Source organism: Rhodococcus sp. NPDC076796 (assembly GCF_040702765.1).
Classification (GTDB): Bacteria; Actinomycetota; Actinomycetes; order Mycobacteriales; family Mycobacteriaceae; genus Rhodococcoides.
On sequence record NZ_JBFBMS010000006.1, the window covers coordinates 78492 to 91882 of the forward strand.

Sequence of the window (13391 nt, forward strand, 5' to 3'; positions counted from 1 at the left end):
CCGACACTGCGAGCATCCGCTCGGAGTCCGAGCGGTCACCACAGAACGTGCGCCGTCCACATCGCGAGTGCAGCCATCGCCACAGCCGCGGCCAGCCACCGAAACACAGTGAAACGCAACGCCGTCAGCAACGCGGCCGTCGAGAACGCTGCCAGTGCTGCGCCCACGACGCCATCGGGGACCTCGATGCCCGCAACCGGCACCGACGCAGCCTCCTCCGCCACCGCGATCAGCCACCACAGCGGCGCCGACACCAACTGCGCAATCAGCTCCGCGAGCGAGGTGCTGGCGGTGGCGGTCACGGCCGTCAGGAAGCCCACCACGGTGATCGGAGCGACGACCGGTGCCACCAACACGTTCGCTGCCACTCCCACCACACTGAACGTTCCCGCCATGGCCGCGACCACCGGTGCCGTCACCGCGTGCGCAGCCGCGGCGACCGCCACCACTTCCGCTGCCGCCCTGGGCCAGCCGCGGGCCCGAAGCCAGTCGACCCAGATCGGAGCGACGAGTACCAGCCCGGCGGTGGCGAACACCGACAGCACGAATCCGACATCCACCGCCAGCCTCGGCCACCACCCGAGCAGCCCCAACACCGCGCCGCACAGTGCTGGAACCGCTTGCCTGCGCCTGCCGGTGACCAACGCCACCAAGCCGATCGACCCCATCACTGCCGCCCGCAGCACACTCGGCGACGGCCGGGCCACGATGACGAACGCCACGAGTACGACGAACGCCACCGCGACCGTTGTGCGGGGTCCGACCCCGATACCTCGCAACACCAACAGAACCGCACCGATCAGAATCGAGAAGTTCGCACCGGAGACAGCCGTCAAATGTGTGAGGCCGGCCGCCCGAAAATTGTCCGATACCGTCTCGTCCAGCCGAGACACGTCGCCGACCACGAGACCGGGCAGCAGCCCTGCACGATCCGGTGGCATCGAATTCTGCGCCACGGCAGCCAAATTCGACCGGAATGTACCGGCTGCCGCAGAGATCTTCCCGGGCTCGCTCGCGGTGACCGGCGGACCCGAAGTGCGGATCACGGCCACGGTCATGTCCGGCCGAATCGGCTCACCGAGCCTGCCCCGCACGGTGACCACCTGGCCCGGCAGCAATGCCGACCAACTCGACTCCGGTGCGATGACCGACACCCGTCCACCGACGTGCCATGCCTCGCCGCCCACGTCGACTCGCGTCATCTCGGCCTTCACCATCACCGTCGCGGGCCCGGGAGCCGTCAGCCGTCGCGGGTCCTCCTCCAGCTGCACCGACGCCGTGATCCAGGCTCGGTTCTCTGCCGCCGCAGCCACGGGATGCTCGGCCAGCGAGCGCATCTGAATCCAGATCGCTCCCCCGAAGCACAGCGCCAGCACGATCACCGCGGCCGCACCGGACCGACTCGAACTCGGCCGACCGCGCCGAACAGACATTCCGTGCAGTGCCACTGCGACGAGCAGCACCACCGCAACCGCGGACGCGGTAGCAGCCAGGGCGGCACCGGGACCTCCGAGAATTCCGATCGCGGTGATCGACCAGCACACCGCAGCGGCCGGAACCAGCCGCACGTCGAACGGCAGGCGATCCTCGGTCTGCGGCGCGCCGGTGGATGCGGCATCGGTGGTCATCCGACGTGCACCAGGTCGCGGATCTTCGCCAGTCTGCCGGGCCCGATGCCGTCCACCTCCGACAGCTGATCCACGGTTGCGAAGCGGCCGTTGGTTTCTCGCCAACTCACGATCGAGGTCGCGGTGACCGGCCCGACCCCGGGCAACGCGTCCAGCTCTGCGACGGTCGCGGCGTTGAGGTCTACCGTCCCGCCGGGGGTGGAACCTCCGACACCGGTCGGTGCGCCGCCGCTACCGTCGGCCGATGTGCCGATCCCGGATGTCGTACTGCTGACCGGTGGAGGTGCCTCGGGAGGCACGACTCCGACGACGATCTGATCTCCGTCGGCGACTCGCGCGGCCATGTTGAGCGCCAACAGGTCGGCACCGTCGACTGCGCCGCCTGCCGCGGCCAGTGCGTCGGCGACTCGCGAACCCGGTTGCAGCCGAACCAATCCGGGGCGCGTCACGAGCCCGACGACGCTCACCACGAGCTCGGCCTCGGCGCTCGGCACAGGATCGACCGCGTCACCGGTATCCACCGTGCCATCGGTATCCACCGTGTCGGTCGCGACCACAGCGAGCGGTGGTGCGGGAGCGGGAGTCGGTGCGTCACGAACCACCGCGAATCCGGCGACCAGCACCACGAAGACCCCGGTGGCCGCCATCGCCAGTGCACCCGGCCTTCCCGGATCCACGCGAGCAGATCGCCACCGAGATGGCAGCAGGGCCGACCACGGGGTGCCTACTCGTTGCGCTTCCGGCAGCAGCCAATCCGGTTCCGTGGACCCGGCGTCCGGTCGCGGGTCCTCGGGCACGACGCGATCGCGGGCGGAATCGTGTTGTCTGCGCACGGAGTTCAATCGCGCCACCGTGTGCGCCCGATCGTCGTTGCCGCCCATACGGAAGGACGCTAGTGCGCGTGATCGGTCTCGATCGCCGAAAGCCGCAGGCCACGAATTGCCCTGTGCAGAACCCCTGAGGCTGTGGATGAACCGGGGCTCGACCCGGCTATCGGCGTCCCGGAGCCACGACGACGCCGACCGCGCCCGGGCCGACATGAGCGCCGAGAACGGCACCGAAGGGGTACACATCGATGCTGGTCGAGTGCGGAATTCGGGAGGTCAGCATCGCGGCCACGTCCTCGGCCCGCTCCGGGCACTGCATGTGGTGCACCGCGAGCGCAACCCCCGATTCGTCACCGACCTCGGCCGCGGCGGCGACGGCGGCATCGACCAGCTTGTGCAGCGCCTTGGACGAGGTCCGCGTCTTCTCCCGCAACACGAGCTTGCCGTCGCTGATGTGCAGTACCGGCTTCATGGCCAGCGCAGTGCCGAGCAGCGCTGCGGCGGTGCCGATTCGGCCTCCACGTCTCAGGTGGTCGAGTCGATCGACGACGATGAAGCATCTAGAGGTCGTCGACGCGGCGACGGCGTCGTGATACACCTCGTCCAGTTCTGCTCCCCCGGCGGCGGTGGCGGTCGCAGCCAGCACCGCGAAGCCCAACCCCATTCCGGCCGAGGCGGAATCGACGACTCGGACGGCCGAGCCCACGTGATCTGCGGCCTGGCGCGCAGCCTCCCACGTGCTCGACAGTCCCCGAGAGATGTGCAGTGCCACCACACCGGCACCTCGACTGCGTTCGAGAGCTGCGGCGTAGACCTCGGTCAGCTCACCTGGAGAGGCCCCCGCAGTGGTCACCGGCTTGCCCGAGGTGGACTGCTCGGGAATGTCGTCGACGCCCTCGCGATGGTCGATTCCGTCGACCAGCACGTGCAGTGGCACCAGCGCGATGCCTCGCTCGGCGGCGAGGGTGGCCGGCAGGCAGGACGAGGAGTCGGTGACGACGGCGACGGTCATGGCGATTCGGTCACCGATCCGGCGGCGACGGGCCGCAGCACCTCCAGCATCGCCTCGGCGACCGCGATGTGGGCGTCCCATCCCCAGTGGATGCCGTCGGGGTTCGCGTTCTCGGACTCGATGTTCGGTCGTACGGCGTCGGCGAGGTCGACCATGGGGACGTTCCTGTCCGCGCTCCATGCACGCAGTGCGCGTACTGCGGGTTCGCGACCCGAGTGCACCTTGCCGTAGGCATCGCAGCGGTGCACCGACGGATAGGTACCGATGACGGGAAGTTCGGGACGCACGTACGCCAGTGCCGCGCGGGTCTGTTCCAGATACTCGACGCTGAGCCGCGGCGGCAGCGCAACGGGCCAACCGAGATGCGACAGAACAGGTTGCACCGCTTGGTATCCCGCGCGAACCACGCGCCGAAGGGCAGGCGGTCGGACGTATCTGATCTGCTCCCGGAGCGCAGTCGGCAACGGTGACGGGAGCGAATCCATGCCGCCGATTCCGAGCACGACGGCACCGGCACGGGGAATGGCTGCCCACACTCGCGGATCCTGGGTCAGGGCCCACCACGCGTCACGACTCGTCCAGCCGATGCGCGCAACCAACTCCACCGTCCAACCCAGTTCCGCTGCAACCAGATTGGGCCACAGGCGCGGGTCGTCGACGGGCAGTCCACCCTCGGGTCCGTAGTAGCTCAACGAGTCCGCGAGCACGAGCAGCGCAGGCTGCGCCGCCGTCTCAGAGGACGTCACTGGCCACCCGCGCCGAGGCGTTCCACACGTCCAGTCGCCAGGACGGGTTCTCACCGGGTCCGTGCGCACCGAGCTGAACCCAGCTGGTGTTCGCGAGGCCTCCGAGCACCGGCCAACGATCGGTCGGCAGATCGAGCAGCGCGGCAGTCAGCGCCGCGATCAGACCTCCGTGTGCGACGAGGACGAGCGGTCGCTCGTTGCCGTCGGCACCCCACTCGGGGACACCTGCCGCGAGTTCACGAACCAGCGGAACGCTTCGTCGGGCGACGTCGATGCGGCTCTCCCCACCGGGTGGGGCGATGGTGGCGTCGGCGCGCCAGGCCGGTCGTGCACCGGGGGCGATGTCGTCGACCTCGGTGTGGGTGAGTCCCTGCCACTGACCGAGATGGGTCTCGCGCAGACGCTCGTCCACCGACACCGCCACACCGGCTGCATCTCCGAGCGCGTTCGCGGTGTCCAACGCTCGCCGCAGATCCGAGGACACGATCTTGATCGGCTCACGCGTCGCCAGCTCGGCGGCGGCCGTCTTCGCCTGACTGCGGCCGAGCTCGGACAGATCGGTGTCGAGCTGACCCTGCATGCGGTCGGTGGCGTTGTATTCCGTCTGACCGTGCCGAAGCAGGATGAGCCGTCTGATCATTGCTCCGATTCCGGAGCCGGATGCTGTCCGAGACCGGGAACCTCGATGGTCGGGCAGTCCTTCCACAACCGCTCGAGTGCGTAGAAGTTCCGCTCTTCGTTGTGCTGGACGTGCACGACGATGTCGGAGTAGTCCAGCAGCGCCCAACGGCCTTCTCTGGTGCCCTCGCGGCGGACCGGCTTGTGTCCGGCCTCACGGAGCTGATCCTCGATGTTCTCGACGATCGCGTTGACCTGACGCTCGTTGGGCGCGGAGGCGATGACGAAGCAATCGGTGATGTAGAGCTGATCGGAGACGTCGAGAATCACCACGTCGCCGGCCAGTTTGTCGTCGGCTGCGAGCGCGGCGATCCGCGCCATCTCGGCGGCTTCGGCTGTTGCAGTCACTTCGGTGTACTCCCACTCGTATGGCTCGGGTTCTCGGTCATTGCGCTGGTGACCGACCCTGCCGGTTGCTTCTTCTGGGGCGCTGGTTCCGACATGGTGACGGATCCGTCGAGACGCTGAGCGCCTCGTGGTCTGTAGAGATTCCTCTTCGAGATGTATTGCACGACGCCGTCCGGTACGAGGTACCAGACCGGCCGATTCTCACCGGCTCGAAGTCGACAGTCCGTCGACGATATCGCGAGTGCCGGGATTTCCATCAATGTGAGAGTGCCCGCGGGCAACGATCGAAGGTGGTTGGCGAGATGTTCGACGCCGAGCTCGAACCCAGGACGCGAGACACCGACGAACTTGGCGAGCTCGAACAACTCCTCCCAGTTCTGCCACGTGAGGATCGACTCGAGCGCGTCCGCCCCGGTGATGAAGTACAGCTCGGCATTGGGATGCTGCGATCGCAGATCGCGCAGGGTGTCGACGGTGTAGGTCGACTTCTCCCGATCGACGTCCACCCGGCTGACCGAGAACCGCGGGTTGGACGCCGTCGCGATGACGGTCATCAGGTAGCGATCCTCTGCCGGGCTGACCGACTTGCCTTCCTTCTGCCACGGGTTTCCGGTGGGGACGAAGATGACCTCGTCCAGAGCGAATTCGTTCGCCACTTCGCTCGCTGCGACGAGGTGCCCGTGATGAATCGGGTCGAAGGTGCCGCCCATCACGCCCAAACGGCGGACGGACTGCCTACCGGTGTTGTCGCCGGAGTCGGATTCGCGCTGCACAACCGTCGATTCTACGTCCGAGGTGCCGCTGGTCGTCACACGCCTCACACCGGCAGCAAACGCGAGACCACGGTGGCGAGCTGCTGAGCCGATCGGCACTCGTGCATCGCGATCACGTCGGCGTACACCTTGGCCGCCGAATCGCCGGAACCCCACTGCGATTTCGGTTCGGGATTGAGCCAGTACGCGTGCTTGGCCACCGACACGATGTGCGCCAACGCCGGCAGCTTCGGCTCGCGGTAGTTGGTGCGGGCGTCACCGAGAATCAGCACCGAACTGCGACTGGTGACCGCGTGCGCGTACTTCTCGTCGAACGTCGTCAGTGCATGGCCGTAGTCCGAGTGCCCGTCGTACGTCACGAGATCGGATTCGCGGATGATGCGGCTCATCGCAGCTCCGAGATCGGAACCGGAATCGAAGAATTGCGTCACCTCGTCGGTGGAGTCGATGAACGCAAAGATGCGCACGCGCGAGAACTGCTCTCGCAGTGCATGCACCAACAGCAGAGTGAAATTGCTGAATCCTGCCACCGATCCCGAGACATCGCACAGCACAACCAGTTCGGGGCGTGCTCGCCGGGGCTTGCGCTCGACCAGATCGATCGGGATGCCGCCGGTGGACATCGACTTGCGCAGCGTGCGACGCAGATCGATGGAGCCGTGCCTGCTTCGACTGCGCCGCACCGCAAGTCGCGACGCCAACAGCCTGGCGAGAGGGGTGACGTTGCGCCGCAGGGCCGCCATCTCCGTGTCCGAGGCCCGCAGGAAATCGACTTCCTCCGCGAGCTTGGGCACCCCGTAGCTCGCTACCCGCTCACGGCCCAGCTTTTCTGCCGACCGACGCCTCGTCTCGCTCTCGACCATCTTGCGTAGGTCTGCGATACGTTGCGCTGCAGTGCGTTTGGCCACCTCGGACTCGTAGTCGTCGGTCGGCCGATCGGGTGCGTCGTCGCTGCGCCCGAGCAATCCGTCGAGAATCTTGCGCAGCAACGTTTCGGGCGCAACGTCGCGCAGGGCCTGATATGCAGAGAACGAGGGCCCGTTGGAGGACTTGTACTGTCCGAGTTCCTCGACCATCTGCGCTGCCAGCATCTGGGTCAACTCCGCGGCCTCGGCCGAATCGTCCGAGAGCAGATCCACCAACAGCTCGCGGAGCGCATCGATGTCGACGTCACCTCCGTCGGTGCGGGGCAACGCGGTATCGATCTGCCCCGAGTCTCTGGTGCCCGATGCCACCGGAAACCAAAGGTCGAACAGGGCGTCGAACACTCCCCGGTGCGTCGGCCGCCGCAGCAGCGCACAGGCCAATCCCTCGCGCACGGCCTCCCGATCGAGCAGGTCGAGAACCGACAGGACGCGTCCGGCATCGACCGTCTCCGACGGCCCCACCGAAATTCCACGCCGACGCAACGCGTCGACGAAACCGACGAGGTGACCGGGAATTCCGTGTGGGGCCTGCATGTCAGTTGAGCCGGAGTTCGGCTGCCGCGCGGACCTGGTCCGACTGATGCTTGAGCACCACACCGAGTGTGGAGCGAACCGCGTCGTCGTCGAGGGTGTCCATCCCGAGCGCCAACAGAGTGCGTCCCCAGTCGATGGTCTCGGCCACCGAGGGCAACTTCTTGAGCTGCATCGCGCGCAGCACCCGCACGGTCTTGATCATCTGCTCGGCGGTGGCCTCGGGCAGTTCGGGAACTCTGCTGGCCAGAATCCGGCGCTCGAGGTCGGCGTCGGGAAAATCGAGGTGCAAGAACAGGCAGCGACGCTTGAGGGCCTCGGACAGTTCACGGGTGGCGTTGGAGGTGAGCACCACGAACGGCGTCCGTTCGGCCACGATCGTGCCGAGTTCGGGAACGGTGATCGCGAAGTCGCTGAGTACCTCGAGCAGCAGTCCTTCGATCTCGACGTCGGCCTTGTCGGTCTCGTCGATGAGCAGAACCGTGGGATCGGTTCGGCGAATCGCCTGCAGTAGCGGCCGCGCCAGCAGGAACTCCTCGGAGAAGACATCCAGCTTGGTCGAATCCCAATCGGCAGCGGTACCGGACTGGATGCGCAGGATCTGCTTGGCGTGGTTCCACTCGTACAGCGCGCGGGCCTCGTCGACACCCTCGTAACACTGCAGCCGCACCAGTTCGGCCCCGGTCGTCTGCGCGACGGCACGGGCCAGCTCGGTCTTGCCGACTCCGGCCGGACCTTCGATCAGCAGCGGCTTGCCGAGGCGATCGGCGAGAAACACCGAGGTGGCGGTGGCCTTGTCGGCCAGATAGCCCGTCTCGGCCAGGCGCCTCTGGACGTCGTCCACGCTGGCGAACAGCGGGGGTGTCGTCGGTAGGGCACGATCCATGTCACAGCTCCTGATGATCGGGTCTGGCCGGTTCTGCGAGGGGTGTCAGTCTCGGACGTGTCCGTCGCCCCACACGGTCCACTTGGTCGAGGTCAATTCGGGCAATCCCATGGGTCCACGCGCGTGCAGTTTCTGAGTCGAGATGCCGATCTCGGCTCCGAAGCCGAACTGCTCTCCGTCGGTGAACGCCGTGGAAGCGTTGACCATCACCGCGGACGCGTCGACCCGCTGGGTGAACTCGCGCGCGGCACCGATGTCGGCGGCGACGATCGCCTCGGTGTGGCCGGTGCCGTATCGGTCGATGTGCTCGATCGCCTCGTCGATACCGCCGACGACCTTCAGCGCGATGTCGAGGGACAGGTACTCCTGCGACCAGTCCTCGTCGTGCGCAGGCACGAGCCCGGGCAGATCCCCGTGCACCGTCACGCTGTGCATCTGAAAAGCCTGGAGCAACCGCGGCACCATGGTCTCGGCGATCGCAGCGTCCACCAACACGGTCTCGGCGGCGTTGCAGACGCTCACTCGACGGGTCTTGGCGTTGAGCACGATCTTCTCGGCCGTGTCCGGATCGGCGGAGGCATGGATGTACACGTGGCAGTTTCCGACACCGGTCTCGATGGTCGGGACCGTGGCATCGCGCACGACCGCAGCGATCAGTCCGGCTCCACCGCGCGGGATCACCACGTCCACCAGACCGCGCGCCTGAATGAGGTGGGTGACCGTGGCACGGTCGGCACTTCCCAGCAGTTGCACCGCCGCCTCGGGCAGACCGTGACCGCGCAACGCTCCCTGCAGCGCCTCGACCAAGGCCGCGTTGGACTGCGCCGCAGACGACGAGCCGCGGAGCAGCACCGCGTTGCCGGACTTGAAGGCGAGGCCGAACGCGTCGACGGTGACGTTGGGCCGAGCCTCGTAGACCATGCCCACCACGCCGAGCGGAACCCGCAGTTGCCGAATCTCGAGCCCGTTGGGCAGCGTCGAACCGCGGATGATCTCGCCGATCGGATCGGGTAACCCGGCCACCTGTCGCAGCCCCGCCGCGATGCCGTCGATGCGCGACGCGGTCAGCCGTAGACGGTCCAGCAGCCCCTCGTCGGTACCGGCCGCTCGCGCGTTCTCGATGTCGACTGCATTCGCGGCGAGTACCGACTCCGCCGCAGCAACGACCGCGTCGGCCGCGGCATGCAGCACGGCGTCCTTTTCCGCAGTTGTCAGCAGTGCGAGCGCGCGTGATGCGGTGCGCGCCCGGCGCGCAGCGGCGTGCACGTTCTCTCGCTCGTCGGCAGTCGTGGTCACCGGTTCGGCCGAGACGGAAGCTGTCATGAACTACACACTAATGGGGGCCGGGAATGAAGCTGCATCGCCGCGTCGTTGCAGCACAGCGTGAAGATCGTCGACTCACCGTCGGCGCTGTCCGAAGACCGGAGGAACCACCTGTGAGTGTGCTGTTCGAGCCTCTGACCCTGCGCAACGTCACCTTCCCGAACCGGGTGTGGATGGCACCGATGTGCCAGTACTCGGCCGACGAGGCCTGCGACCACGTCGGCGTCGCGGGCGACTGGCATCGCACCCACCTGGTGAGCCGGGCGATCGGCGGTGCCGGATTGATCATCACCGAAGCCACCGCGGTGAGCCCCGAGGGTCGCATCAGCCCGTCGGACCTGGGCATTTGGAACGACACCCAGGCCGACGCGTTGGCGAAGATCGTCGCCGAGATCTCGTCCTTCGGAACCGTCCCGGGCATCCAGCTGGCTCACGCGGGGCGCAAGGCCTCGACCGCTGCTCCCTGGCTGGGTGGCAAGTCCTTGCCGGCCGAGGACCCCCGAAGCTGGGAGACAGTCGGCCCGAGCGCGGTTGCGTTCGGTGACTACGCGAGCCCACGGGAGGCGACGACCGAGGACATCGCGAAGATCGTCGACGACTTCCGGACGGCCGCCCAGCGTGCGCTGAAAGCCGGGTTCCAGGTCGCCGAAGTACACGGCGCGCACGGCTATCTGCTGCATCAGTTCCTGTCCCCCGCCAGCAACACCCGTACCGACTCGTACGGCGGCGATTTCGCGGGCCGCACGCGTCTGTTGATCGAGGTTGTCGACGCCGTGCGTGAGGTGTGGCCGGCGGAGCTTCCGGTCTTCGTTCGCCTGTCGGCGACGGATTGGCTCGACGAGCCGGTCGATCCCGAACGGGCATCAGGGTCAGCCGAACTGGAGGCTGCGAGCTGGACGTCGGATCAGACGGTGGCTTTGGCCCAGATCCTCACCGAGCACGGGGTGGATCTGGTCGACACCTCGACCGGAGGCAACGCAAGGGCCCGTATTCCGGTCGGTCCGGGCTATCAGGTTCCATTCGCGAGGCGCATCCAGAACGAGACCACCATGCCCGCCGCCGCCGTCGGCATGATCACCGAACCCAAGCAGGCGGAGGAGATCGTCTCGCTCGGCGAAGCGACGGCCGTGCTGCTCGCGCGTGAGCTCCTGCGTGACCCGTACTGGCCACGGCGCGCCGCCCGGGAACTCGGCGTCGAGATGCTCCCGGCCGTGGCACCCCAGTACGAGCGGGCCTACTAGCAACTGCTCTCAGGACGGCACGAAGCCGAGTTTCTTGTCCACCACATTGCGCAGCGGTTCGCCTCGGAAATGCCGAAGTGCGTTGTCCACGAACAACTCTGCGAGCCGCTGTTTCCACCCCGAGGCATCGCCGCTCATGTGCGGTGTGACGATCACGTTCTCGGCCGTCCACAGTGGATGGTCGGCCGAGAGCGGTTCGGTCTCGAACACGTCGAGTGCGGCACCTGCGATGTGCCCGGTGGCCAGGTGCGCCAGCAGCGCCTCGGTGTCGAGCAACTCCCCGCGGCCCACGTTCACGATGCGTGCACCGGGCTTCATCGCGGCCAGCACCGAATCGTCGATCATTCCTCTCGTCTGATCGGTCAGCGGGGCGACCAGCACCAGGTAGTCGGCCTGAGCTACCTCGGACGTCAGGTCGGCGCTGGCATGAACGCTGCCGAAATCTCGGTCGCCCTCTCGTGCCGTCCGGCCCACACCCGAGATCGACATTCCCACCGCTGCCAGCAGACTCGCGATGGCGCGCCCGATCGCACCGGTGCCCACGATCATCGCGTGGGCACCGTCGATGCGCTCGGTCTCGCGGTGCTGCCAGACCTTCGAATGCTGCAGTGCGCGCGAACGTTCGGAGTCCTTGGCGAACGCCAGAATCTGGGCCAGCACGAACTCCGCGATCGGGCGGTCGAACACTCCCCGCGAATTGGTCACGATCACATCGGAATCGACCAGGTCGTCGAACATCAACGAGTCGACTCCTGCGGCGGCGATGTGGATCCATTTCAGCGAGCCGCAACGCGGCCACGCCGATTCGACTGCGGGAGAGAAGAAATCCCACAGGAGCAACGCGTCGGCACCGTCGAGCGCATCGCCGAGGGTGTCGGCGGTGGCGTACCGGACGTCGGCGACCTCCGCGACGGAGTCGAGCCCGTCGGGAAGATCGCCGGCGTGCAGAACGACGAGAACCGGTGCCATTGCTACTTCTTCTTGTATCCGACGAGCTCGACGCCGGACGCGGCAACCTCGTCGTCGTTGTCGCCGGGGCACTGGGTTCCGCGCAACGAGCGGCCTGCGGTTTCCGGCATCAGCAGAATCGGCACGAAGGCGATCGCAGCCGCGATCATCATGTACCAACCCGGAATCAGGTTCGACCCGGTTCGGTCGATCAGGAACGTCAGGATCAGCGGAGCCGTACCGCCGAAGAGTGCCGTCGAGACGTTGTATCCGATGGCGAACGCTCCATAGCGCACCTGAGTGGGGAACAGCGCAGGCAGGGTCGACGACACACAGGAACACATGATGACCAGCAACACTCCGAGACCGAGCAAACCGATGCTCTGGCCGATCAGTCCGGTGTTGATGATCAGCAGGAACAGCGGAACGCTGAGCACGAAGTACCCGACGCAGGCCGCCAGCAACAACGGCTTTCGGCCCACCCGGTCGGACAGAGCGCCGATGGGGTTGATGATCGCCATCATGATGATCATGATGGCCACGAGGGTGAAGTTGGACTGAGTCGTGCTGTGCCCCAACGTGTCGCTGAGATACGAGGGCAAGAACGTCAGCACGGTGTAGTACGCGATGTTGAGGAGCAGCACGAATCCCATCAGGATCAGGATTCGCTGCCAGTACGTCATGGTGGTCTTGAGCGAGGCCATGGCCCCACCTGCACCCTCTTCGACCGTGCCGCCGTCTTCCTTGGCCTCGGCGAACACCGGAGAATCCTCCAGGCGGGTCCGCAACCACAGCGCGACGATGCCCAGCGGCAGCGTCACCAGGAACGGGATTCGCCAGCCCCATGCCTCCATTGTCTCGTCGCCGAGCCCGACGTTGAGCAGGGTGCACAGGGTGGCACCGCCGACGGTGCCTGCGAGGGTGCCGAATTCGAGGAACGATCCGAAGAATCCGCGTCGTTTGTCCGGCGCGTATTCGGCCATGAACACTGCTGCACCGCCGTACTCACCACCGGTGGAGAAGCCCTGCACCAATCGGCAGACGAGCAGCAGCAGCGGTGCGGCGATTCCGATGGTGTCGAATGTCGGCAGCACACCGATCGTCGCCGTGGCCAACGTCATCATCGTGACGGTCAGTACGAGGACCTTCTGACGACCGATGCGGTCGCCGAGTGGGCCGAGCACGATGCCGCCGATGGGGCGAATGATGAACGACGCGGCCAGCACGGCGAATGTGGAGAGCAGGCTCGCTCCCCCGTCATCGGACGGGAAGAAGTTGGCGGCGATGTACACGGCCAGATAGCCGTACACCGCGTAGTCGAACCACTCGACAGCGTTTCCGAGTGCTGATCCGCCGATCGCTCGGTGCAGAATCTTCGTCTCGTTCGGGCTCAGGGTGTCGGTGCTCGGTGGGTATCCGGTCGGCGTAGTCGCCGACCCTGATGTTTCGGTCACGGTTCCAATACCTCTCGCTTTTGTACAACGTGGAGCGTCGGTTTGGTTCTTCGCAGCGTTCGACATTACG

At 66.6% G+C, this 13391-nt stretch carries 13 protein-coding genes; 1 reads left to right on the forward strand and 12 read right to left on the reverse strand.

The window, feature by feature from the left end:
• Window positions 1-35: 35 nt before the first annotated feature.
• From AB0366_RS19055 to AB0366_RS19100, 10 genes are all read right to left on the reverse strand, one after another.
• The gene (locus AB0366_RS19055; RefSeq protein ID WP_366245276.1) at window positions 36-1628 is read right to left on the reverse strand and encodes a ComEC/Rec2 family competence protein; all 1593 of its coding nucleotides are present in this window, start codon (window positions 1626-1628) and stop codon (window positions 36-38) included.
• Window positions 1625-2509 carry a ComEA family DNA-binding protein gene (locus tag AB0366_RS19060; protein ID WP_366245278.1) on the reverse strand — a complete coding sequence of 295 codons (885 nt, stop codon included), beginning with the start codon at window positions 2507-2509 and terminating at the stop codon, window positions 1625-1627. Before AB0366_RS19060 ends, AB0366_RS19055 begins: the two co-directional genes overlap by 4 nt.
• 109 nt (window positions 2510-2618) lie before the next feature.
• A complete protein-coding gene (locus tag AB0366_RS19065; protein WP_366245279.1) occupies window positions 2619-3467 on the reverse strand; it encodes a DegV family protein in 849 nt (282 codons plus the stop codon).
• Window positions 3464-4213, reverse strand: a complete 750-nt coding sequence (gene octT / locus AB0366_RS19070; protein WP_366245280.1) for a diglucosylglycerate octanoyltransferase — start codon at window positions 4211-4213, stop codon at window positions 3464-3466. Before octT ends, AB0366_RS19065 begins: the two co-directional genes overlap by 4 nt.
• Entirely contained in the window at window positions 4200-4853 is a 654-nt protein-coding gene (locus AB0366_RS19075; RefSeq protein ID WP_037193097.1) for a histidine phosphatase family protein, read from the reverse strand. The genes octT and AB0366_RS19075 overlap by 14 nt, the downstream gene beginning before the upstream one ends.
• The gene (rsfS, locus tag AB0366_RS19080) at window positions 4850-5239 is read right to left on the reverse strand and encodes a ribosome silencing factor (protein WP_032394567.1); all 390 of its coding nucleotides are present in this window, start codon (window positions 5237-5239) and stop codon (window positions 4850-4852) included. Before rsfS ends, AB0366_RS19075 begins: the two co-directional genes overlap by 4 nt.
• Window positions 5236-5958 carry a nicotinate-nucleotide adenylyltransferase gene (gene nadD, locus AB0366_RS19085; protein ID WP_272913894.1) on the reverse strand — a complete coding sequence of 241 codons (723 nt, stop codon included), beginning with the start codon at window positions 5956-5958 and terminating at the stop codon, window positions 5236-5238. Before nadD ends, rsfS begins: the two co-directional genes overlap by 4 nt.
• 98 nt (window positions 5959-6056) lie before the next feature.
• Complete coding sequence (locus AB0366_RS19090) at window positions 6057-7472, reverse strand: VWA domain-containing protein (protein WP_366245281.1); 1416 nt, start codon at window positions 7470-7472, stop codon at window positions 6057-6059.
• 1 nt (window position 7473) lies between these two features.
• Window positions 7474-8355 (reverse strand): MoxR family ATPase, encoded by an 882-nt coding sequence (locus AB0366_RS19095; RefSeq protein WP_366245282.1) that lies wholly within the window; start codon window positions 8353-8355, stop codon window positions 7474-7476.
• 45 nt (window positions 8356-8400) lie between these two features.
• Entirely contained in the window at window positions 8401-9678 is a 1278-nt protein-coding gene (locus AB0366_RS19100) for a glutamate-5-semialdehyde dehydrogenase (RefSeq protein WP_366245283.1), read from the reverse strand.
• A gap of 113 nt (window positions 9679-9791) precedes the next feature.
• On the opposite strand from AB0366_RS19100, the gene AB0366_RS19105 reads away from it, so the two are divergent.
• Entirely contained in the window at window positions 9792-10919 is a 1128-nt protein-coding gene (locus AB0366_RS19105; RefSeq protein ID WP_366245285.1) for an NADH:flavin oxidoreductase/NADH oxidase, read from the forward strand.
• Window positions 10920-10928: 9 nt separating this feature from the next.
• Here AB0366_RS19105 and AB0366_RS19110 read toward each other — a convergent pair whose 3' ends face one another.
• Both AB0366_RS19110 and AB0366_RS19115 read right to left on the reverse strand, forming a co-directional pair.
• Window positions 10929-11888, reverse strand: a complete 960-nt coding sequence (locus AB0366_RS19110; RefSeq protein ID WP_128646235.1) for a D-2-hydroxyacid dehydrogenase — start codon at window positions 11886-11888, stop codon at window positions 10929-10931.
• Between the two features lie 2 nt (window positions 11889-11890).
• Complete coding sequence (locus AB0366_RS19115) at window positions 11891-13321, reverse strand: MFS transporter (protein WP_237669442.1); 1431 nt, start codon at window positions 13319-13321, stop codon at window positions 11891-11893.
• Window positions 13322-13391: the final 70 nt, after the last annotated feature.

What these genes read in the sequence shown, in the direction of transcription:
- AB0366_RS19075 (WP_037193097.1), bottom strand. Translation starts at nt 4,853, where the DNA reads ATGATCAGACGGCTCATCCTGCTTCGGCACGGTCAGACGGAATACAAC.
- AB0366_RS19100 (WP_366245283.1), bottom strand. Translation starts at nt 9,678, where the DNA reads ATGACAGCTTCCGTCTCGGCCGAACCGGTGACCACGACTGCCGACGAG.
- AB0366_RS19065 (WP_366245279.1), bottom strand. Translation starts at nt 3,467, where the DNA reads ATGACCGTCGCCGTCGTCACCGACTCCTCGTCCTGCCTGCCGGCCACC.
- AB0366_RS19090 (WP_366245281.1), bottom strand. Translation starts at nt 7,472, where the DNA reads ATGCAGGCCCCACACGGAATTCCCGGTCACCTCGTCGGTTTCGTCGAC.
- AB0366_RS19110 (WP_128646235.1), bottom strand. Translation starts at nt 11,888, where the DNA reads ATGGCACCGGTTCTCGTCGTTCTGCACGCCGGCGATCTTCCCGACGGG.
- AB0366_RS19060 (WP_366245278.1), bottom strand. Translation starts at nt 2,509, where the DNA reads ATGGGCGGCAACGACGATCGGGCGCACACGGTGGCGCGATTGAACTCC.
- AB0366_RS19095 (WP_366245282.1), bottom strand. Translation starts at nt 8,355, where the DNA reads ATGGATCGTGCCCTACCGACGACACCCCCGCTGTTCGCCAGCGTGGAC.
- AB0366_RS19055 (WP_366245276.1), bottom strand. Translation starts at nt 1,628, where the DNA reads ATGACCACCGATGCCGCATCCACCGGCGCGCCGCAGACCGAGGATCGC.